General features: G+C 57.8%; 14 protein-coding genes. 8 read left to right on the forward strand and 6 right to left on the reverse strand.

What is annotated here, in order from left to right; translation table 11 throughout:
* The first annotated feature begins 71 nt into the window (after window positions 1-71).
* The 8 genes from CGL56_RS16260 to CGL56_RS16295 all read left to right on the forward strand — a co-directional run bounded on the left by CGL56_RS16260 (window position 72) and on the right by CGL56_RS16295 (window position 16,075).
* A complete protein-coding gene (locus CGL56_RS16260; protein WP_245184192.1) occupies window positions 72-3,332 on the forward strand; it encodes a SusC/RagA family TonB-linked outer membrane protein in 3,261 nt (1,086 codons plus the stop codon).
* Between the two features lie 11 nt (window positions 3,333-3,343).
* Window positions 3,344-4,663 (forward strand): RagB/SusD family nutrient uptake outer membrane protein, encoded by a 1,320-nt coding sequence (locus tag CGL56_RS16265; RefSeq protein WP_099107642.1) that lies wholly within the window; start codon window positions 3,344-3,346, stop codon window positions 4,661-4,663.
* A gap of 143 nt (window positions 4,664-4,806) precedes the next feature.
* Window positions 4,807-5,568, forward strand: coding sequence for an SDR family NAD(P)-dependent oxidoreductase (locus CGL56_RS16270; RefSeq protein WP_099107643.1), 762 nt, complete (start codon window positions 4,807-4,809; stop codon window positions 5,566-5,568).
* A gap of 19 nt (window positions 5,569-5,587) precedes the next feature.
* Window positions 5,588-6,343: an SDR family NAD(P)-dependent oxidoreductase gene (locus CGL56_RS16275; protein WP_099107644.1), complete on the forward strand. Its 756-nt coding sequence runs from the start codon at window positions 5,588-5,590 to the stop codon at window positions 6,341-6,343.
* Between the two features lie 349 nt (window positions 6,344-6,692).
* Window positions 6,693-7,706, forward strand: a complete 1,014-nt coding sequence (locus CGL56_RS16280; RefSeq protein WP_245851996.1) for a PKD domain-containing protein — start codon at window positions 6,693-6,695, stop codon at window positions 7,704-7,706.
* A gap of 575 nt (window positions 7,707-8,281) precedes the next feature.
* The gene (locus CGL56_RS16285; RefSeq protein ID WP_099107646.1) at window positions 8,282-11,374 is read left to right on the forward strand and encodes a SusC/RagA family TonB-linked outer membrane protein; all 3,093 of its coding nucleotides are present in this window, start codon (window positions 8,282-8,284) and stop codon (window positions 11,372-11,374) included.
* Window positions 11,375-11,394: 20 nt separating this feature from the next.
* Window positions 11,395-12,945 carry a RagB/SusD family nutrient uptake outer membrane protein gene (locus CGL56_RS16290; protein WP_099107647.1) on the forward strand — a complete coding sequence of 517 codons (1,551 nt, stop codon included), beginning with the start codon at window positions 11,395-11,397 and terminating at the stop codon, window positions 12,943-12,945.
* 319 nt (window positions 12,946-13,264) lie between these two features.
* Window positions 13,265-16,075 (forward strand): polysaccharide lyase family 7 protein, encoded by a 2,811-nt coding sequence (locus CGL56_RS16295; protein WP_099107648.1) that lies wholly within the window; start codon window positions 13,265-13,267, stop codon window positions 16,073-16,075.
* A 519-nt stretch (window positions 16,076-16,594) separates the two neighbouring features.
* Here CGL56_RS16295 and CGL56_RS16300 read toward each other — a convergent pair.
* From CGL56_RS16300 to CGL56_RS16320, 6 genes are all read right to left on the reverse strand, one after another.
* Window positions 16,595-17,476 carry a hypothetical protein gene (locus tag CGL56_RS16300; protein ID WP_099107649.1) on the reverse strand — a complete coding sequence of 294 codons (882 nt, stop codon included), beginning with the start codon at window positions 17,474-17,476 and terminating at the stop codon, window positions 16,595-16,597.
* Between the two features lie 109 nt (window positions 17,477-17,585).
* Entirely contained in the window at window positions 17,586-18,821 is a 1,236-nt protein-coding gene (locus CGL56_RS16305) for an Nramp family divalent metal transporter (RefSeq protein ID WP_099107650.1), read from the reverse strand.
* A 13-nt stretch (window positions 18,822-18,834) separates the two neighbouring features.
* Window positions 18,835-18,957: a hypothetical protein gene (locus tag CGL56_RS18555; protein WP_262490635.1), complete on the reverse strand. Its 123-nt coding sequence runs from the start codon at window positions 18,955-18,957 to the stop codon at window positions 18,835-18,837.
* 2 nt (window positions 18,958-18,959) lie between these two features.
* Entirely contained in the window at window positions 18,960-20,264 is a 1,305-nt protein-coding gene (locus tag CGL56_RS16310) for an MFS transporter (RefSeq protein WP_099107651.1), read from the reverse strand.
* Window positions 20,261-20,614 carry a cupin domain-containing protein gene (locus CGL56_RS16315; RefSeq protein WP_099107652.1) on the reverse strand — a complete coding sequence of 118 codons (354 nt, stop codon included), beginning with the start codon at window positions 20,612-20,614 and terminating at the stop codon, window positions 20,261-20,263. The genes CGL56_RS16310 and CGL56_RS16315 overlap by 4 nt, the downstream gene beginning before the upstream one ends.
* Window positions 20,601-22,799 carry a heparinase II/III domain-containing protein gene (locus CGL56_RS16320; protein WP_245851998.1) on the reverse strand — a complete coding sequence of 733 codons (2,199 nt, stop codon included), beginning with the start codon at window positions 22,797-22,799 and terminating at the stop codon, window positions 20,601-20,603. The genes CGL56_RS16315 and CGL56_RS16320 overlap by 14 nt, the downstream gene beginning before the upstream one ends.

Raw genomic sequence — 22,799 nt, forward strand, 5'->3', positions numbered from 1 at the left:
CATCCGGCATTTGCGGGCACCAGCGACTCCCCCCAGGGAAGTCCGCGCCTTCATCCATCTAATTGTCGATCATGTACACAAGAAACTTACCCTTACGCCATACAGGCCGGGGCAGCGTCCTGCTCTTCCCCCTTCTCCTGCTCTTGTCCCTGGCTATGGCCCCCATTGGCGCAGGGGCCGCTACACCTACCCCCGCGGAAGCGCGTCCAGTGGAGGCCGTGAAGGAAATCACCGGCACGGTCACCTCCGCGGAGGACAACCTGCCCCTTATCGGGGTATCCATCACCGTACAGGGAACCACCAGCGGTACCATCACCGACCTGGACGGCCAGTTCACCCTGAACGTCGAGGAGGGTACCGTGCTCACCTTCAGCTACACGGGTTTCCAGACCCAGCAGGTCACGGTGGGCGCCGCTACGACCTACGACGTGGTCATGCAGCCCAATACGGAGATGCTGGAGGAGATCGTCGTCGTCGGCTACGGTACCCGCAAGAAGTCGCACAACACCGGCGCCATTGCCCAGGTGGGCGGGGCGGACGTAGCCGCCATCCAGGCCAGCCGGGTGGACGAAGCCCTGGCGGGCAAGCTGTCGGGCGTACTCATCCAGAACCAGGACGGCGCTCCCGGCGCGGATCCGAAGATTCAGATCCGGGCCGCCTCCTCGATTTCGGGCGATTCCGACCCCCTGATCGTTGTGGACGGCTACCCAATCTCCGGCAGCCTGGCCACGGTCAACCCCAACGATATCGAGAGCCTGGAAGTACTGAAGGACGCGGCCTCGGCCGCCATCTACGGCTCCCGGGGCGCGAACGGCGTCATCCTGGTCACCACCAAGAGTGGACGGACGGGCCCGCCGACCATCAGCTACAATGCCTACGCGAGCACCTCGAACCGCTACGTCAGCGACGTGGAGCAACTCAAGACCTCCGGGGAGTGGGCCAGCGAGCTGCGGGCCGGCATCGCCAACGGCACCTACAACGTGGCGGAGGTGGAACCCGACTACCTCAACTACATGCTGAACGCCTACGAGAATGCCCCCGACGTCGTTGCCGTGGAGGACTGGCTGTTCCGCAGCGGCTACAGCACCAGCCACGACTTCAGCATCAGCGGCGGCACCGAGAACGTGAACTACTACGCCTCGCTGGGTTACCTCAATACCCAGGGCATCGTGATCACCCAGGGCTTCGAGCGGTATAATGCCCGCCTGAACGTCGACGCCAAACTGAACGACCGCTTCAAGACCGGACTGAATTTCAACGGCTACCTCGGCGACCGCGACATCGTGGGCCACGACATGCGGGACCTCCTGCGGGCCTACAGCATCCACCCCATCTACCATACGGAAGCGTCCATCGCGTTCGTCCAGCAGCTGGACCAGCAAGCCCAGGCCCTGGGCCTCGCTTCCTTCGACTCCGGCTACCGCGGCGGCGACGCCCCCTTCAACAACAGCATCTATACGCTGGAACCGGGTATGACGGCCCAGGACTGGCACTACGGCCGGAGCAATAACGGCATTGGCGGATCCGGGGACGCGGGGCCCGCCACCAAGCTCGACAACACCGACCGCTACGAAAGAACGCTGTTCGGCAACATCAGCTCCTACCTCGAGTACTCCATCATAGAGGGGCTCAACATCCGCACCGTCGTAGGGGCGGACCGCCGCGATACCCGCGATTACTTCTGGCGCGGACTGGAGTTCGACTCCCGCGCCCGCTCCAACCAGACCGCCCTGGATCAGACCGACGTGGCCCGCTCGTCCGTACTGAGCGAAACCACCCTGAACTTCGCCCGGGTGATTGGCCAGCACGACGTATCCGCCGTTGCCGGTCTGGAATTCCAGAACTTTTACCTCGACGGCATCTCCCTGAACGGTACGAACGTACCCTTCGGCCAGCCGCAGAACTTTGCCCTGCTGAACCCGGCGGACATTTCCGTATCGGAGCGCGACGAGACCATTGCCCGCCGCAGCGTCTTCGGCCGGGTGAACTACGCCTACGACAACCGCTACCTGGCTTCGGTGTCCGTCCGGCGGGACGGCGACTCCCGCTTCGGCGCCAACAACCGCTTTGAAACCTTTCCCGCCCTTTCGTTGGGCTGGAACGTCCACAACGAGGAGTTCTACAACTCCGCCCTGCTGACCGACCTGAAACTGCGGTACAGCATCGGCTCCCTGGGCACCACCTCCTTCCTGGGGGCCTACAACTCCCTGAGCCTGCTGAACCCCCAGGCCACGATCTTCGGCACCGGCTTCCTCATCCCCTCGGACGTGGCCAACCCCGACCTGACCTGGCAGACGAATACGGAAACCAACTACGGCCTGAATATGGGCTTCCTGGACAACCGCTTCCGCCTGAGCGTGGACTACTACACCTCCGACATTGAGGACATCCTCATCAACCAGAGCGTATCCGAAGTCCTGGGCACCACCTCCATCGCGATCAACTCCGGCGACGTACGCAGCTCCGGGGTGGAACTCGAACTGGGTGCGGCCCTGGTGAACAAGCCCGGCTTCCGCTGGAACGTCAGCGGTAACCTTTCGACGGTGAACTCCGAAATCACCGACCTCGGCGGACTCGACGAACTGCCCCGGGTCATCTACGGCCAGTCCGGCCGCGGGCCCGTATTCCGCAACTACGTCGGCGGGGAGATCGGTGAAATGTGGGGACTGGAAACCATCGGAATCGTGGAATCCGAGTATATCGCGGACCCCACCCGCGCCATCGGCCTCAACAGCTCGGAGTATTACGTGGTCGACCAGAACGGCGACGGCGTCATTGACCGCAACCGCACCGTCGAAGAGGGCGGCGACCTGGTCAAGATCGGTCAGAACACCCCCGATTTCTACTACGGCCTGAACAGCCAGATGACCATCAACAACTTTGACGTGTCGCTGCAGTTCCAGGGTGCCCAGGGCGGGGAAGTCTTCAACATCGACCAGATCTACTGGCGCTCCGAATTCGGGGGAAGACTGATGTCCAGCTTCGACGCCGACAACGACGGTATTGCCGACCACAACGGCCTCCACTACACCCAGTCGAGAAACCAGCTCGACGCCCAGGTGCAGGACGCCTCCTACCTGGCCCTGCGCAACGCCACCATCGGCTACACCTTCAGCCCCCAAGGGGGAATCGGCAGCCGGGTGAATTCCCTGCGGGTCTACCTAGCCAGCACCAACCTGCTGTACCTGATGTCGGACAGCTACACCTCCCTTAACCCCGAAGGCGTCGAGACCACCCAAAGTGATTACCTGGGCCCCACCACCTACGGCGTCCAGGTCGGCGCCAGCCCGGTGGCCAGAAGCTTCACCCTGGGCCTGAACCTCAACTTCTAAAGAATATCATCATGAAACCACTGTATGCAATTCTGGCCGCCCTGTTGTTGACGTCGGCCTGCGAGAAGCTGGATCAGGCTCCCCCGAACATCGCCAGCTCAAACTCCCTGACGGATTTTGCGGGCGTGCTGAACGCGGCCTATTACTACCAGCTGGGCTCCGTCACGCCCATGGCCGTAATGGGCGACTTCCGGGCCGACAACGCCATCATGCTGGAGCCCCCTTACACCGAGTTCGACCTCTTCGGCCCGAACCTGACGTCCATGGAAGACCAGTTCTTCGGCCCCTTCTATACGGCCCTGTACAAGTCGATCCTGAGCGCGAATAACGTGATCGAGAATTCCGACAGCGAAAATCAGGTTGGCGAAGCCAAATTCCTGCGGGCCCTGTCCTACTTCAAGCTCGTCCGGGTGTTCGGCGACGTGCCCGTGGTCCTCACCGCCTCCCCCAGCGTAACGGACGAATCCATCCTGGTCCGGCAGCCGGCCGCGGCGATCTACGACAACGTGATCATTCCTGACCTGGAAGACGCCATCGCCGCCCTGGACAATTCCCGGCTGAACGTCGGCCGCGCCTCCCAGCTCGCCGCCCAGGCCCTGCTCGGCAAAGTCTACGTCCAGCTCGGCGACTACCAGAGCGCCGAAGCGCCCCTGGCCAACGCCATCAATGGAGCGGCTGAAGCGGGCGTAGCCCTGCAGGCCGACTACGCCGACATCTTCGGCGTCGACAACGACCTGAACTCGGAAGTAATCTTCGCCACCCAGATCTCCAGCTCGATCACCGACGAATACGGCTTCTCGGAATTCTGGTCGTGGTACGGTGGCCTGGACACCAAGTCGCTCCAGCCACTCGACCCCGACCTGATCGAGGCCTTCGGTGGGGTGAATACCCCGGACCTCCGCTTCCCCGTAGTGATCGACACCTCCACCCTGACCTCCTCGGCCAAGTACCCCCAGACGGGCGGCCCCGACCACGACTGGATCGAAATCCGCCTGGCGGACGTCATCCTGCTCTACGCCGAAACGCTGAACGAACTCGGCGCCTCCCCCGAAGAAGTGCTCGACCTGCTGGATCCGATCCGGACCCGTGCCGGGCTGGATCCCCTCGACCACACCGTACTCAATACCCAGGCCCTGGTGCGCCAGGCCATCCAGGATGAAAGAAGGCTGGAACTGGCCTTCGAGGGGCAGCGGTGGTTCGACCTGGTCAGGACCGGCACGGTAAGCGAGGAAATGGGACAGTCCGTTAATCCGGACTTCTACCTCTTCCCCATCCCGGTCTCGGAGGTGCTGGCCAGCTTCGGCGTGATTACTCAGAATAACGGTTATTGATCGATTTGTACCCATCCACCGGTGGTCCGATCCGATAACGCGGACGGATCCGGCCGGTGGATGGGCTTTTATCGCCGCCGGGAGGGCTGCCTGCCCCGGCAAACTTTACCATAACGTTTACAGGCATTATAAATATCCTACCTATGAAATTTACTGGAAAGACAGCCCTCGTTACCGGAGCGACCGGAGGCATCGGCTTCGAAATCGCCCAACAGCTCGGACAGCAGGGCTGCACGGTCATCCTCAACGGAATCGACGATGAAAGCGGGGCCGACCGGCTCAAAACCCTGGAGGACGCGGGCATCACCGCCGAGTACTACACCTTCGACGTCACGGACGAGGAGGCGGTGAACCAGAATCTCCGGGCCATCGGCGACAAGCACGGCAAGCTCGATATCGTGGTGAACAATGCCGGCGGACTGGGCGGCAGGTCACGCTTCGAGGAGATGACCACCGACTTCTACCGCAAGGTGATGGCCCTCAACCTCGACTCGGTATTCTTCGTTTCCCGGGCGGCCATTCCCTACCTGAAGGCCGGCGACCACCCCACCATCATCAACTTCACCTCCAACGCCGCCTGGAACGCCGGCGGGCCGGGAGCGGGCATATACGGAACTTCCAAGGCCGGCGTACACGCCATCACCCGGGCCCTGGCCAAGGACTTGGCCGAGTACGGCATCCGCGTCAACGCCGTTTCCCCGGGCACCATCGATACTCCCTTCCACGCCCAGATCAAGTCTACCAAACCCGAGGTCTTCGCTTCCTGGAAAAACAACATCATGCTCGGTCGTCTCGGCCAGCCCCGCGACGTAGCGGCCGTAGTGGCCTTCCTGGCCAGTGAGGACGCGGGCTTCATCACGGCAGAAACCATCCAGATCGGCGGCGGACAGGCCCTCGGCATCTGACCCCCAAAATCCATACCCAATGCAGAAACTCAAAGGAAAAGTCGCCGTCGTAACCGGCGGCTCCCGGGACATAGGCCGGGCCATTTCCCTCAAACTGGCCCGCGAAGGCGCCAGCGTAGTCGTTAACTACTTCAGTTCCGAGGCCGGTGCCCGGGAAACCGTACGGGAAATCGAGGCTGGTGGCCAGCGGGCCATCGCCGTGCGGGCCGACGTATCAAAGCTGGAAGAGATCGATCGGCTAAAGGCGGAAACCGTCGCGGCCTTCGGGGACCGGGTCGATATCTTGGTGAACAACGCCGGGGGACTCTTCGCCCGCAAAACCCTCTCCGAATTCGACGAGGCGTTCTTCGACCTGGTCATGAACGTCAACTTCAAATCCACCGTCTTCGTCAGCCAGGCCTTCGAATCCCTGATGGGCCGCGGTGGCGCCATCGTCAACCTGTCTTCCCAGGCCGCCCGCGACGGCGGGGGTGGAGGCTCCGCCCTCTACAGCGCCTCGAAGGGGGCCGTGACCACCTTTTCCCGCGCCATGGCCAAGGAGCTTGGTCCGAAAGGCATCCGGGTGAACGCGGTCTGCCCGGGGCTGATCGGCACCAAATTCCACGACGACTTCACCCAACAGGAAGTCCGCACGGCGGTGGCCGCCAAAACACCCCTGCAGCGGGAGGGCGCGGCCGAGGAAGTCGCCGACCTGGTGGCCTACCTGGCTTCTGACGAGGCTTCCTTCATCACCGGAGGTAACCTGGACATCAACGGCGGACTGGCATTTAGCTAATGGTCTGCGGGTGGGGGCGTACAGCGTTTCCCTCACGCTTCAAGTGGATTACTGACGCTTACCTGCTTGATATGACCCGATGGTCCGCCGGCGCAGACTGTACAATCATTTAACCATGTACGCTTGTACATACTTGTAAAAAACAAATTTTCTTAACCATCGTCGAATTTGTAAACCGCTAGCAATCAAAATACTAGGTATCAAAAATTGGTCGGTTTATATTTATTGACACCATTTCAGGGTTATGCCAGCTTCATGTTGATGTCCTGGCAGAACCGAGTTCAAAAAGTACCTTAAAATGCTAACAATGAGAAACATGTTTTGCACATCAAGCAGCAACATCCTGGTGATGGCTGCTCTGTTCATGTCAATAACTATGGTCTCCTCCTGTGAAGAGGATGACGGCGGTATTACGACACCTAACCCCTCCAGCGTTGTTGCTGCTTTCACCTCCCAGGTTGACGCGGACAACTCCCTTACCTACACCTTCACCAACAATTCCGTAGTGAACGGCATAACCGATCGCTCATTCACCTCCTCCTGGGATTTTGGTGGTGACGGTACCTCCACCGAGAAGAATCCGACGTATACCTTTTCGGACGAGGGCACTTACGTCGTAACCCTAACCGTGACTGCTTCCGATGGTGTAACCGGCATGGTATCCGAAACCATCGAAGTAACTGCCCCTAAGAACCGGTACGCCAGTATTACCGATGACGCAGACGATGACACCGGTGAGTTAAGATTTTCGCCAGCGGATTCTATCCGCACGGGACGGCTTACCTTTAACTACCGCGTCGCGGAAGGCCCTGTTGACATGGATATCCAGGATGCTTTCATTAACGTTGCCGGCACATCTACCACCGGTGATTTCGCAATCCTAGAAGTGCGATTCAAGGACAACGCTCCGCATGAATACCGGGAAGGTGCTTCCGACGCGACCATCGCTGCTTCCAGTTTTCCCGAAGGCATGGCCGACGTCTGGATCCCCGTTGAAATCAGCTGGGCTGCCGATGGGGTCAACGCGCCAACCTACAGTCTCAAGATCGGCGATGAGACCATCATCACCGACGCAGTAAGTACCACCAACGGTGGTGCCGGCGACGTAGACGGTCACCTCGAAGCTACCAAGGATGGTGCCGCTAACTTCCAGTGGAAGTACGCCAGTAACTCCACCGTCAGCGACGGGATGTACCACGTCGATGACATCGTGATCTACTCCTCTGATTCAGGAACCGAAACGATTGTATTTGAAGACGACTTCCAGGGCAGAACCGCTGGTGACGACCTGAATCCGGAAGTTAACCCCGATTCTCCCTACCACGAAAATACTACGGATGCCACGGTAGGCGAAGATGAGTAAACACTCGGTATCGGACTGCTTGTAGGTTTGGGCCCCAGCTTGGTGGTATTTCAGCTTCCGACCGACGAGCACGAAGTACTGCGGCGGCAAAGCCCAGGACCCCAATATGTTCTTTGTTCCTTTACTCACGAGAGTGGAGTTGCATAAGTAGCACTCCACTCTCGTAGTTTTGGCCGGAGGCCGTTGGTAGCCTGATTTGTTCCAATAGAAGTACCTGCCCGACCGGGTGTTCTGATATCTGTTAGGTATTGAACAAATAAAGTGAGTTTAGCTCCAAATCGATTGGGATACGGTAGTAAAATTCGTAAATTGTTTTTGGCCGGGGAAAGCGACCGAATACACAAATAACCTTAGTGGTATATACCAATTCCGGAGTATAGCACATGCAAGGATAGTATGTAGAGACATCCAATTTAGCTTGTCGTGGTTCAGGTTAGCCGCTGATCCCGTTAGCTAAGACAGGTCTGTACCGGTAAAGGATTGTCCATACTTAAATCATACCCTGCCAATATTTCTACTGGTTCTGCCGAAGTGTATATGAATTAATAATCAGGTAAAATTTTTAAAAACAGTCGATGATGCATTTTTTATATACAATCACAAAACAGGGCAAAGGCGCGACGTGGCTCATTGCTTTGTTCTGTTGCCTTGGCCCACTGAATGCGTATGCGCAGGAGCTTATTAGCGGTAAGGTCACTGACGAGACCGGGGACCCACTCATCGGCGTCTCCGTCCTTGTCCAGGGTACGAATTCTGGCACGACGACCGATGTGGATGGCAATTTCAGCCTAACCGCCGCCACCGATGCCGTACTGGAAGTTTCCTACATCGGGTATGAAACGCAAACCATCCCCTTGAATGGGCGGACCAAGGTAGACATCTCCCTGGGTGGAAGCGCGGAGATACTAGATGAAGTCGTAGTAATCGGATACGGAACCGTTAAAAAGAGTGACGTCACCGGCGCTGTGTCTTCCGTGGGAACGGAGGAAATTCAGGCTTTCCCGGTGTTGAACGCCGGCCAGGCACTGCAGGGACGTGCTGCTGGTGTATCTGTTCAGACCACGAACGGCGGGGAGCCCGGCGCGGATATTTCTATCCGGGTCCGTGGTAGCTCTTCCCTCAACGCCAGCAGCAACCCGCTGGTGGTCGTTGATGGTTTCGTCGGCGCTGCCTTTCCACAGCAAAATGACATTGCTTCTATCGAAATACTGAAGGATGCATCCGCCACTGCGATTTACGGTTCAAGAGGTTCCGGAGGAGTAATCCTAGTGACTACCAAGAAGGGTAGATCGGGTAAAGCAACCATTGAGTTTAACTCTACTTACTCCGACCAACGCACGACCAATCGCCTCGATCTGCTAGACGCGAACGGGTTTGCGCAGTACCAGAATATGATCCGTACGAATGCTGGTGACGCACCCTACTCCCAGGGACTCGTTGACACGGACTGGCAAGACGAGATCTACCGTACGGGTAGCACAATGAACCAGCAGTTGTCCGTTTCCGGGGGTAGTGACAACGTGAACTACTACTTCTCCGGCACTTACTTCGACCAGGAGGGTATCATTGTCAACTCCGAGTTCGAGAAAATTCAGTTCCTGGCCAACGTAGATGCGAGGATCGGTAGCAGACTAAATGTTGGGATCAACACCATTACAAGCCGTAGTGAGCAAGACGGTGTCTCCACCCAGTCGACGGGTAGTGACAACATTGGTTCCGTAAACGGTGGGGGAGACGACGTGGTCTCTCTGGCTTTCCGATTCGCTCCCGACGTAGGCCGATTCGATGAAAATGGGAACTTTTCCCAAAATACCGTAGGTGACGATATTGAAAATCCCTGGGCCGTAGCTACACAGATCACCAACGTAACCAAAACAGATAATTCCAGGACCAATATCTACGCGGATTTCATGATCCTGGAAGGCTTGAATTTCAAAACTACCCTGGGCTACAGGACCCAGAATGGTACGGAAGGCTACTTTAAGCCACAGACGTTCGTCCTATCCGCGGGTGGCGGGTATTTGGAGTCAGTGAAAAGAACAAACCTGCTAAACGAAAATTACCTGACCTATGCCAGGCAGATCGGAAACGGTAATGTGACGGCGACGGTCGGCCACTCCTACCAGAAGTTCACTACCGAGGGGATGGAAGCAGGCGCCAGAGGCTTACTAACCGATGCCTTTTCCTTTTATAACCTGGAGGCCGGACTGATCGACCAGCGCACCGTTGATTCCCGCTTCTCCGAGTCGGAAATAGAATCCGTTTTCGGCCGGGTAAATCTGGAATGGGCGAACAAGTACCTCATCACGGCTACCGTCCGTAGGGACGGAGCCTCCAACTTCGCGGCGAACAACAAGTACGCGACATTCCCCTCCGTGGCAATTGGCTGGAAGGTGTCCCAGGAAGATTTCTTGATTGATAACCCCACCCTGTCCAATCTTAAACTGAGACTTAGTTATGGATTGACGGGTAACCAAGCCATCGGCCCTTACGCATCACTTGCTACGTACCGCGTTCAGGCTCCCACGGTGGTCGGAGGTGCCTTCGCCGTTGATCTGGCCCGCGAAGCGAACCCAGATCTGAAATGGGAAACCTCCTATCAGACGAATGCGGGGATTGACGTCGGATTGTATAGAGATAGAATCTCGTTCAGCATTGACTACTACAACATTGATACGAAAGACCTTCTGGCCATTGACAGAGCTTCCAATTTCTACCTGGGAACTTCTGATCTGGATGTACTCAGAAACGTTGGCTCGATCAATAACCGTGGGGTAGAATTTAGCCTGAACTCTACCAATATCAACAAGGGCAACTTTAAGTGGTCTTCCAACTTTAATATCGCCCGGAACAGAAGCGAGATTATAGAACTGTCTGGCGGATCGGAAATTCTGGGTAGTGGTGCCCCGGGATATTTCGCGGGTGGTAACACTTACACCCTCCGCGAGGGGGAGCCGCTTGGCCTCTTTTGGGGCCTGGATTACCGGGGAGTATACCAGGGTGGTGAGGTTCCGGCGGGTACCGCTTTGAAGGAAGTGTCGCTGGATGGAGACGGCAACCCGATTCCGGGGGAGCCCCTCTTCGCTGAAGTGCCGGATGCCGAGGGAAATCTAGATGGCGTAATCGATGATAACGACCGACAGATTATCGGTGACCCAAATCCTGACTTCACGTATGGCCTCTCGAACACCTTTACATACAAGAACCTCGATTTGAGTATTTTCTTTCAGGGATCAGCAGGTGGCGACATCTACAACCTGACGGCCGTTCAGCTTTACAACGGTGACAGTAATGGCCTTACGGATGTACTGAACTCCTGGACGCCGGACAATACGAACACCGACATTCCACGGGCCGCCATTAGAGGCCGTGAGCGTTCTTCTCGCTTTGTGGAGGACGGTAGTTACCTGAGACTAAAGAACGTGGCGCTGGGGTACAGTTTCCCGATCAACAATTTCTTGCAAAGAGCAAGTATAAGTGCATTAAGGCTATCCTTCAGTGCACAGAACCTACTGACCTTCACCAATTATTCCGGGTTGGATCCGGAAGTGAGCTACTTCGGCAGCGGTGGAGAAAGTAGTGGGGATGATAACGTAATTCGGGGACACGATTTTGGTAACTACCCCAACCTGAGGTCAGCTACCGTTTCGCTCAACCTGAAATTCTAGACCATTTGCAAACGTCGAAAATGAAAAAGTTAAACTACTTACTTGCCCTCCTATTTGGGTTGTCAATAATAGCGTGTTCGGATTTAGAAGAAGATGCGATAAGCCTTCTTGAGCCAGACGAGCGCGTGGTCGATCTTGCAACGGTAGAGACTACCGTCGCAGGTGCCTATAGCAATCTGGCGGCAAGAGCGTTCTTGTCCCGTGCCTTGGGCTTGACCCTGATGCTGCGATCAGACATGGTTGCAATCGGAAATCCTTCCACTGCGGCCGAGAGAATTGAGCACGATCAGTTCACCGTCTCTACGACCAATCCACTGATTTTGAATCCTTCTAACCCGGAAAGAAGTTTCTGGCCCCGGCTCTATCAGATGGTCAGGGGCGCCAATGAGACGCTGCGGGAAATAGAAGTACTCGAAGAACAGCCTCCTGGGGTGACCGAAGAGCTAGCCGCGCGAGCGCGCTTTATCAGAGGCTTCTCTTACTATCACCTGGTCCGGCTCTTCGGAGAGATCCCCTACCTGGACGAGACGACTACTACCATCGAAGCTTCCGTAATGGAAAGAACCTCCGTAGACATCGTCTACGACAATATCATTGCGGACTTTAAATACGCGAAGGAATGGTTACCGAATTCCCGAGCGAACAGGGCCCTTCCGAGCAAGGCATCAGCTGGCGCGTACCTGGCCAGCGTATACCTTACGAGGGGAATGTACCAGCAGGCTTACGATGAGTCAACCGAAATCATCAACAACTCAGCTACGTACGACCTGGCATTGGAGCCAGACTTCGCTGATCTTTTCGACGCGGAACTGACCGACCTTTCCAAAGAGCCCATCTTTGTGATTGATTTCGTTGGTACCAATATCAACGACGAATCGAGAGATTACCTCGCGGCCTTCACGGGCTTCTTTGGCCAGGCAACTTACTACCCTTCCGGAGGATGGTCCGTCATGGTACCCGCTCAGGATGTCTTCGACACCTGGCAAGACGGTGACTACCGCAAGGAAGTTTCCTTTGACGACACCGCCATCACCAACAGTGGCGAAGTGATTTCTTATCCTAATTTCTCCAGCCTGGATGGCCGCAACGCCAACCGCCCCCACATCGCCAAGTACACGGCGATGGCGGGTTCCCTGCCCCAGGCCAACACGAGCGGAAGAGATTCGGAATCCAACTACTATATGATGCGTTTCGCTGAGGTCTACCTGATTGCGGCCGAGGCCGCCGTCGAACTTGGTTTAAAAGATCAGGCCGATACTTACGTCAACATCGTGCGGGAAAGGGCAAGAAACGGTAACGGCGACGGTGATCCTAGCGCCGTGCCAGCCGACATTTCGGGAGCTACCGTAGCGGACGTCTTGGAGGAAAGACGTTTGGAACTGGCCTTCGAGCACAAGAGATGGTACGACATCGTCAGAAGACGTCTGGGCCCCGAAGTATTTGGGCCAAACGGGCTTGAAGCCGACCTTCCGGGAGCGCGGGCATTTGATCCCACCCGGGACTATCTGCTACCGATTCCTCCCTTGGAAATTACCAACAATCCTAACCTGACGCAGAATCCTGGTTACTAATCAGGGAGTTCGGAAATGCTTCACCGCCCGATCCCAGGAAGCGCGCTTCCTGGGGCTTAATGAGGGGACAATTCCAATATCACTCATTAGAGTGTCAAGTTAAAATTTAAAGGTTATCTGCGGCCTCTTTTGGCGCTATGCTTCTTTGCTCGAATCCCTTGTACACCGTGGAGCTCCTCCCTACGCCCCGTGGTGGCTGAACTCAGGTTTGAGCGCTCCGCCAAACTTTGCCAGCAGATAACCTCAATTTCAAATTTGACATATCACTCGAATTTTTGATTCCCATCCTCCGCTTCTTATTTACTGTAAAAAACTAATCATGAGGGCTACCCGTAGAATCCAAGGGTTCGCGCAAATTGAATTTGCCGAAATACCGACTCGTCTCTCCAGCCTGACGTTGCTGTTGATCTTGATTCTCTTGAATAATACCATCGTCGCGCAGGATTTAGACCCTACCCTGCCGCCGAGCGGGAATTTTGATCTCTCCTACTGGAAACTGACCCGCCCGAACCAGCAGGAATTGGATGAAGATGCGCTGACCAGCGGCACTACGATACCCGGTGAGTTTTATACCGACCCCGCAACCGGCGCCATGGTGTTTGTAACCCCCAACGACGGCAAGACGGGCGGTAGTTCCTATCCGCGGACCGAGCTAAGAGAAATGCTTCGTCGCGGAGACACCAGGATAGGAACCCAGGGCATTAATAAGAACAACTGGGTGTTCTCCTCGTCTACCCTGGCCAACCAGGAAGCCGCCGGGGGAGTGGATGGCATATTGACCGCCACCGTGGCCGTCGATCACGTGTCCGAGACTTCCGACGAAACCTTCAAGATCGGTAGAGTTATCGTCGGGCAGATTCATGCCTCCGACGACGAACCCTGTAGGTTGTACTACCGCAAGTTGCCCGAAAACACCCGGGGCTCGATTTACTTTGCCCACGAACCTACTACCGGTCCTGAGCAGTGGTACGAATTGATCGGCAGCAGAAGCAACGGAATAGACGACCCGGCCGACGGCGTCGCCCTTGGTGAAAAATTCAGCTACGAAATCAAGGCAATTGGCAATACCCTGACCGTAACCATCATGCGGGAGGGCAAGCCCGATGTTTCTCAGGAAGTAGACATGACGGACAGCGGTTTTGCTAATGACTGGATGTACTTCAAAGCAGGAAACTACAACCAGAACAATGCCGGCGACCCGGATGAATACGCGCAGGTTTCCTTCTTCGCACTGGACGTTACTCACTTCGAACCCACTCCGCCGTCAGAGTACCTCGCCCCGTCCGATATACCAAGGTTCAAACCCATCCTGGCGGAATCCAAACTGCAGGGACCTACCAGCTCCACCCTGGCCAGTGTGGACCGGCTCAACAGCGGTTACACCCACCCGGAGTATTTCCACGTAGTTGACGGCGACAAGATCCTTTTCAGCCAGAGCGGCGACAGCCGGCGGACGGAGCTTCGTCACCTGACCAATTGGGACCTTACGCAAGCCAACCGATCCCTGCACGGCCGACTCGATATCGTAGAACAGACCTGCGACCAGGTCACCGTAATGCAAATTCACGACGACGCCAACGCGGGCGACGGACCAAATAAGCCACTGCTGAGAATCTACAAGCACAATGGCAGAACACCCACTAACCACATTTGGGCGGCTATAAAGACGGACGACGGCGGTAGTGCCACCACTCACGTGGATCTCGGTGAAGACCCCGGGGGGGTCTTCAACTGTGATATCCGACTGGTAGATGGTAATATGATTATCGACTTCCAAGGCGAGGAAAAAGTAAACATGGATGTCTCTTTCTGGACCTACCCCAGTTACTGGAAAGCAGGGGTTTACCTCCAGGACGACGGAGTAGCAACTGCACACTTCGACCACCTCTTTGAAGGTGATGGGTCACCGCAAAACTTTGCTCCCTCGATCAGTATTACCTCGCCGGAGAGCAACACCAACTTTCTCCCGGGTAGCGATATCACCATTATGGTGGATGCAGAGGACTCCGACGGAGAATTAGCCAAAGTAGAATTTTTCGAAGGTGGCAGCAACAAGATAGGTGAGGTACTGAGCGCGCCCTATACCTTCGTATGGACTGACGTAGCCGAAGGCAGCTACACCCTCACGGCCCGGGCGATCGATGACGAAGGTGCCGCCAAAACTTCCCTGAGTGTTAATATTACCGTGGGGGAAGTGGTAAGCGTAACCGGAGTAGAACTGACGGACATCGGAACGATTGCCGTTGGAGCCGAAGTGCAACTGGAAGCATCTGTTTTTCCCGCTTCGGCGACCAACCAAAATCTGACGTTTGTATCAGATGATGCAACCGTCGCTACGGTGAGTCCGGACGGACTCGTGAGGGGAATATCCGAAGGGTCTACTACGGTTACGGTAACTACGGAAGAGGGTGGATTTACCGACGCGGTTGTCGTTAACGTAGTTGCTCCCTCCGATAAATTTAACTGGGCACGTTTCCAGCCGGTTGTTGGCACCGGAACACCCGACGGATCTAACGTAGTGACTAATCTCGTAGACGACGACACCGACACCCGCTGGTCGGTGGAAGGTATGCCACAGTCCGCCACGATTGATTTAGGAGGAGATATTACAATCACCCGTACGGAAGTTACGAGCTATGAAGGCAGAGCGTACCAGTTTATCATCGAAGGCGCGGCGACCATGGATGGCCCGTACACGACCATCGTTGATCGTTCGAACAACACTAGCCCGGGTACGCCCGCCACGCCTATTGTTGACTTGGTGGACAGCGTCGAAGCCCGGTTTGTCAGAATTACCGTATCGGGCGCTGATGTCTATACCGGGGCCTGGGTAAGCTTAACCGAACTGAGAGTGTTTGGTGAAGGGGAGCGCGAGCCGGTTTCCACCTCGAACGACCTAGCTGATAGTGATATTCTGCTCTACCCCAATCCCACCGGGTCGATAGTCACCATTAGTGCTACGGAACAATTTCATAGCGCTTCTATCTATGACCAATCAGGAAGGCTGGTTTTGCGCAAGAATCTTTCTTCCTCGGCCACGCTGGACTTGAGCAGGCTCTCTGCCGGTATCTACCTGATCAAGCTCTCAGGTAACAATAAGCAGCACATTTCAAAATTGATAAAACGTTAGAGCTTGTTTGGGCTTTGGCCTTCTGGCCGAAAATGAGCCACTTTGGTGGTGACTGAGGCGCCTAAAGTGGATCGTAGCAATGCGAAGCGCGGGGCAGGGCCCCTGCGGTGAAGCTAAAGCTACTTTAGGCAAAGAAGGACAGTAGCAAAGGGGCCATTTGCAGGGCGAATGTAAAAGCCCAAACAAGCTCTTAGGTCTTCTAGCGCTCTGCCAAGTTTGAAATCATGGTGGATGCTGGTACAATTTAACGGTAGGCGAGGAGCGAAACCGCTTGCATGCAATGCCTCATTGGGGCCTATGGATATCCCAAATGTTCAACTCGTAGCAGTCGGTGGGATTGATGTCTTCCTACCCCTCAGCGGACGAATACCCTAGAATGGAGCGTGCTATTGGGTTGGCGTGCCATCGTAGAATGTCCAGGGGGCGTCTCCGTGAACGTCCCAATCTGCGGAGTCTTTCACCAATAGGGATTGCGACGGCGAAGAGGATACGGCGGTAAGCAGGGTCAGGACAATGAATTCAGGTAGGATCCTTATCCTGGACTGCTGTTTCGTCGGTACTGACCGGCTTGTGCGTTTTGAGCCATTCCTGCCCCTCCCTGTTCAGGAAGAAATCCATCCACAGGTAGTACATCTTCTTGTTCTCCCCGACCGTGACCGAGTGACTTGAGCCGATGGGGATGTGGAGGACGGAAAACTCCCCCAGCTCGGCCGAGGCATTATCGGCGTGTACGACGATATCGTTATCGGTCAGCCCCAGGAAAAGCTGGTCCAGCATGGGGTGCTCGTGGGCCCCGACCCGATCCGGCCCCGGGGCCTCGACCGTCCCCAAGGAAACCCGGGGAATGATGTCGGCTGGTAGCACGGTGCGGCTGACGGTATTCGGGCTCTTGATCTTTTCGGTGTAGGGCTCCGTGTCCACGAAGCGGGTAAAGTAGAGGCTGTACTTGTTGTCGGCGGGGAAGCTGGCCAGGTCTTCATTATCCTCATCTGTGAGCTTTTTGGTGAACTGCAGGAAGTGCAGTTCCTCGCCCGCCGGGACTTCCAAACGGACGCTACCGATGTCGTCCATCGGAATAGCAATGGATTCCGGCGTGAGGTGACGTACAAAAGTATCGGCGTGAAGCACCCCGGTGCCGGCAAGAAAAATGAACATAGTTACATGGCCAGCTTCCAAATCGATGACTGGGGAGGCCGGGCCCGCATAGGCCAGATGCTCGATTCTCGTGTCGGCAATTTCACCGGGCAGTACCGTTTCGCTAAAGGTCCGGCTGTCCGCCGGAATCTCCATCTGTAAATCCTGGACGACGATCTCCGTGGCGTCCTGGCAGGAGGACACACAGACCGCCAGGGTTAAAAAGAGCCCCGCGATCCCGCCCGGAAGTACTACTGAATAATTCATGATGTTGCTGATATAGTCTTTGCGTTCGCGCCCGACAAGGGCGGTGGTACCGTTATGGCCAACTATGGGCTTACTGCACCGAGAACTATCCGGAATATACGACTCCCCTCTACCCGAATATATCCGCCAACCCGTTCCAGGAAATGATCAGGGAGAAGATAAAGGCAGCTGCCATCACCCCGTTCGTCAACCACCGACCCGCGGGCAGCCCTGCCCCCTTGCGGTTCCAGAGGTAGAGGAGGCTGGCGATCACCAGGGGGAGGGCGAAGACGTTGAATACCTGGGTGAAGATCTGCCCCTGCACCGGGTTGAAGCCGAACACCGGTACGCTCAGCGCCACGACGCTGGCCACCCCGGTGATTACCTTGAAGCGGGCGGAGTTGACGTCCAGTTTGCCCGCCGAATAGTCGCCCAGCATCAGCGGCACGATCATCAGGCAGGGAAAGATTGAACTGAGGCCCGCGCTCAGGGTGCCGGCAAAGAATACGCTGACGGCAAATTTGCCCACCGAAGGCTCCAGGGCACCGGACATGTCCAGTACGTTGTTGATTTCCGTTCCGCTGCCGTACAGGCTGCCGCTGGCCACGGCCATGATCGCCCCGCTGATGGTGAAGATCAGCAGGCCGGCGATGATGGAGTCGTTGCGCTGCGTCCGGAAGTCTGCCTGTGTCCAGCCCTTACCCTGGATGAAGAGGGGCCGCGACAGGAAGGTGGCCGCCGCCATGGTGGTGCCCACGAAGGCCGCGATGAGGATGCCGGCCCCCGGTACGTCGGGGATCTTCGGGATGAGGCCCGCGACCACCTCCGCCGGCTGGGGGAAAACGAAGAGCAGGGTGAAGACGAACGATAAGCCCATCAGGGAAACGAAGAGGGCCAGCACCTTCTCGAAGATGGAGTACTTGCCCTTCAGCAGCAGGAGGTAGAAGATGCCGATGATGAGTATGGCCAACCCCAGGACCACCCAGTACTTGGAACCCTGCAGCCCTGGGAAGTTCAGGGCCAGGATCTCGTAGACGACGTTGGAGGTGATGCCCAGGATGCCGATCAGGGAATTCCACTGTCCGATCCCCACCGCCACGATGATGGCAATGGCCAGGAACTTGCCCCATGGCAGGTGCCTGCGCACCGCGAAGAGGGCCGTCTCCCCGGTGGCCAGGTAGTAGCTCCCGGAAACGTAGATCAGCACCCCCGAAAAAAGGCAGCTGAAGAACAGCACCCAAAGCAGGCCCATCCCGAAGGAATTCCCCGCCACGATCATGGAGGTTACGCTGCCGGTACCGATGGTGTAGCCGATGGCGAAGATCCCCGGCCCGAAGGCCAGCAGGAAAGAGAGTAATTTCTTCATGAACTGCGCGCGCTTAGGAGTAGAAGGCCAGTCGCCCATGGCTGGCCACTCCCCGTCCGGTAAGCCGAAGGAGAATGGCCAGCCCGATGTAGCGGGATCCGCCGGTACCGCCGGCGGTCTTTGCGGAAGCGTTCATGCTTACGCTTTGGTAGGTTGTAAGGGTTCGATGCGCGGGCACAGCAGCCACACGCTCGCTACGGCAATGATGGCCAGGGCGGCCCCGATGACGAAGGCCGGGGTGTAGTTGCCGCCGGCCGTCAGCCAGGGTACCAGGGCGGTAAGCCCGGCTACTGCCAGCTTGGCAGCCATGCCCGAGAGGCCGGCCAGGGTACCCACCGTCTTGCCACCGAAGAGGTCGCTCGGCAGGGTCTGTACGTTGCCGATGGCGGTCTGGAAGCCGAAGAGGATCACGGCCATCAGCAGCACCGCGGTGGCGGGGGCGCCCGGGTTGGACATGGCCAGCAGGGCCGGCAGCATGATGAGGCAGCCCAGGGTGATGACCAGCTTGCGGGTACCGTCGACCGTCCAGCCCGCCTTCAGGCGGTTCTGGGCCAGGAGTCCGCCGAACCAGGCCCCGAACATGGCCCCCACGTAGGGTACCCAGCCGTAGATGCCGATGGTCTTGACGTCCATGCCGTAGACCTCCGAGAGGTAGATGGGAATCCAGAAGACGAACAGCCACCAGATCGGATCGATGACCGCCGAGGCGATGATGACCCCCCAGCTTTCCTTGTGGCCCAGCATCCGAAGCATACCGGGGTTGTAGCCTTCGTCGTAGTTGCCGTCCTGGTCCTTGTCCTGGTTCTGCTGGCCGGTAAGGATGTACTCCCTTTCCTCGTCCGTGATCCAGGGGTGGGACTTCGGCGGGGCCTTCACCAGTACGACCCAGGGGATCAGCCACAGCAGTCCGGTCAGCCCCACCAGAATGAAGATGACCTGCCAGCTGAAGTAGATCGACAGTAGGGCGATGAGGGGAATGGAGATGATGCCCCCGATGGCCGCTCCGGAATTGAAGATCCCCTGAGCCAGGGCGCGTTCCTTGGTCGGGAACCACTCCGCATTGCCCTTGGTCGCCCCGGGCCAGTTGCCGGCCTCGGCGATGCCGAGGATGGAGCGGAAGATGGCGAAGCTTGCCACCCCCCGCGCCACGGCGTGGAGGGCCGTAGCCAGCGACCAGACGCCGATCGAGAGCACGAAGCCCAGGCGGGTACCCACCCAGTCGAAGATCTTGCCGAACAGCGCCTGCCCGAAGGCGTAGGAAAAGACGAACACCACGGAAATGAAGGCGTAGATCTCCTTGCGCTCGTCGTCGGTCTTCTCGGGGTAGAGGTCGACCGAGATCTCTGGCCAGAGTACGTTGAGCGACTGGCGGTCAATGTAGTTGATGACGGTAGCGAGGGCGATCATGGTAACCACCCACCACCGGAGTCCGAAGAGCTTCATGAGGATTGTACTGAGGGGAGAAAGTCCTCACGGACCGGAGAAAATACGTCGATCAATACCCCGGCCTCCTTGCAGACGCAGCCATGGCGGACGTGGGGCGGGATGTAGTAGGAGTCGCCGCCGCGGATGGTCTTCACCTCATCGCCGATGGTCATCTCGAACACCCCGCTTTCCACGTAGGTAACCTGGCTGTGGTGGTGTTCGTGGAGTTGACCGACGGCGCCGGGCTGGAAATCGACCTTGACGAGCATGATCTTGTCGTCGTAGCCCATGATCTGTCGCTTGAGGCCGGGACCGACTTCTTCCCATTCGAGGTCTTTGCCGAAGATGAATTCTTTACTCGCTTGCATTGGTGTACTTTATGAGGTGATGGACGCCCCGCCACTGGTAGGGCTGCCCGTTAAGGGTTAATGAATGTTCTTGCGCCGGATCGGCCGTCGCGTTGGACAGTAGCAGCAGCCAGTTCCCGCCGTTCTTGTGGCTGAACTGCAGGGCGGTGTAGCTTTCGTTGTCGGTCAGCAGCTTCAGGTCGGTAATGTTGCCGTAGGGGTTGCTGGCCACCTCCACCCGGGGGTTGTAGCCACCGTGGGATTCCAGGACGGAAACGAAGGTGGCGTTGCTCACCCCTTCGCGCCGCAGCAGGAAGCCGGGGTCGCGGCGGAGGTTGAATTCCGGATCGTTGGCTCCGGGCCGTACCATCAGAACTTCGTCCTCCGGCTCCGTCAGCATGGTCTGGGTGTAGAAGCGCCCGTTGCCGATCCACTGGATGGTAGCGTTTTCCCCGGCGGTCCGCCCACGGGCTTCCAGGAACAGGTGCTGGTAGCCGTGGGCGGAATCGAGGGGTTGGAGGGTTTTTGGGATAGAATAGTCGAAATCGGTGGTCATGAGCTGCCCCATGTACCAGGTAGGCAGTTCGTGCACGGCCGGTTGGTCGCCGGTGGCGCGGAAGAGGTCGATGAGCAGGGGGTGCTCGAAGGCCGAATCCTGCAGCAGCCACTGGGTGCGGTGCAGCTTGCGGCCGGGATAGGCGTTTTCTGCGATGGCGCTGACCATCTGTAAACTGGTGTCCTCCGCACGGAAGGCGTACTGATCCGGGTGGTGCTTTTCCCCGATGCGGATGTCGCCGTTGTAGTGGGAGGTGCGGTCGATCACCAGGGTGTTGTGGGCCACCGATTGCTTGGCCCAGGTCTGGTTTTCGGGGAGGTAGCGGCCGCCCCCCTTCTGGTCGATGTTGACCCAGCGCGCGGCCCCGTAGTCCTGGACCACCTCGCCGGTAAGGTCGTAAAGGGAGTAGGACAGCTTGTCGAAGTGGCCGTGGCCCATGCCCTGGGCGGAGTACTTCATCACCAGGGTGGTCTGCTCGTCTCCCGCGCCGTAGGCGCGCAGGATGCCCACGCCCCCCTCGTCGCCCTCGGGGCCATCGGTGAAGGCGATGGAGCGGGGGCGGAAGGACTTGGCCTTTCCGGCGTGGAGCGCGGTGGCAACGGCCAGTCCGGCCTCGTCCAGGGTCACGGAACCCTGCTCCCGGGCCAGGGAAAGCAGGCCGGGGTTCTGTCCGTAGAGGGCGTAGCCGTAGTCAACAACCTTGACCACCTCCGGCGCGTAGAGCGACATCCCCTTCTGGGAATCGTTGAGGGGGAAGAAGTTGCCCTGGGGATCGGCCTCCAGCAGGAGGGCGTCGATGGCTTTTCCGAGGATGCTGTCGCGGTAGGCCACGATATTCAGTTCCGGACGTTCTTCGGCCAGCGCCAGTCCGAAGAGCAGGAAGGGGGAAAGGGCGTAGCGCAGGTAGTAGGGGCCTTCGGTGAAGTAGCCGTCGGGGGAGAAGGAAAGGTCCAGCTGGGCCAGGAAGCCCGCCCGGCCACTCTCCGAAACGATCCGCCCGCTGTCGTCGTCGCGCAGGTCCTTCGGCAGCTGTTCCGCCGGGATGCCGTAGAGGGCGCGCTGCACCAGTTCCTCGTCGTCCATGACCAGCCCGATCATGCCCACGGCCGCGTTGCCCCAGGTGGAGTGGTTGTGGATTCGATTGAAAAACTGGGGGTTCTCAACGGAAAGGAAGTCCGCCATCGGGCGGAACAGCTCCCGGTTCAGGCGCTCCCGTACCGCGGGGTCCAGCCAGTCGTAGATGTCGCCATAGGCCTGGCTTACGTACACCAGCCAGTTGGCGTCGTTAAGGGCCTGCCAAAAGATCTTGCCGTTGGCGTAGGAGCGGTCCGTCGGGTGGGTAGGCCAGCCACGGTAGACCTCGGCGTACGCGAGCAGGCCATCGCGGACGAAGGCGGCGTACTTTTCCTCCCCGGTCAGCCGGTAGAGGGCCGCGGCGTCGCGGAGGGTTTTCCAGTTCTGCTTGTGGACCTCGTGGGTGTAGCCCCCCGCCATATCCTTGGGGGTGGGGACCAGGAAGTCCTGCTGCATCGCGGCGTCCACCTGCACCTGCGTCCCCGCCAGGGTAGCGGCGAAGAGCGGGGGGTAATCCGTCTGAGCGAAGGCGGACAGCGACAGGGCGGAGAGAAGGATGAGAATCAGGTTGCGCAC

Origin of the sequence: Neolewinella marina (assembly GCF_002631205.1) — a bacterium.
Classification (GTDB): Bacteria; Bacteroidota; Bacteroidia; order Chitinophagales; family Saprospiraceae; genus Neolewinella; species Neolewinella marina.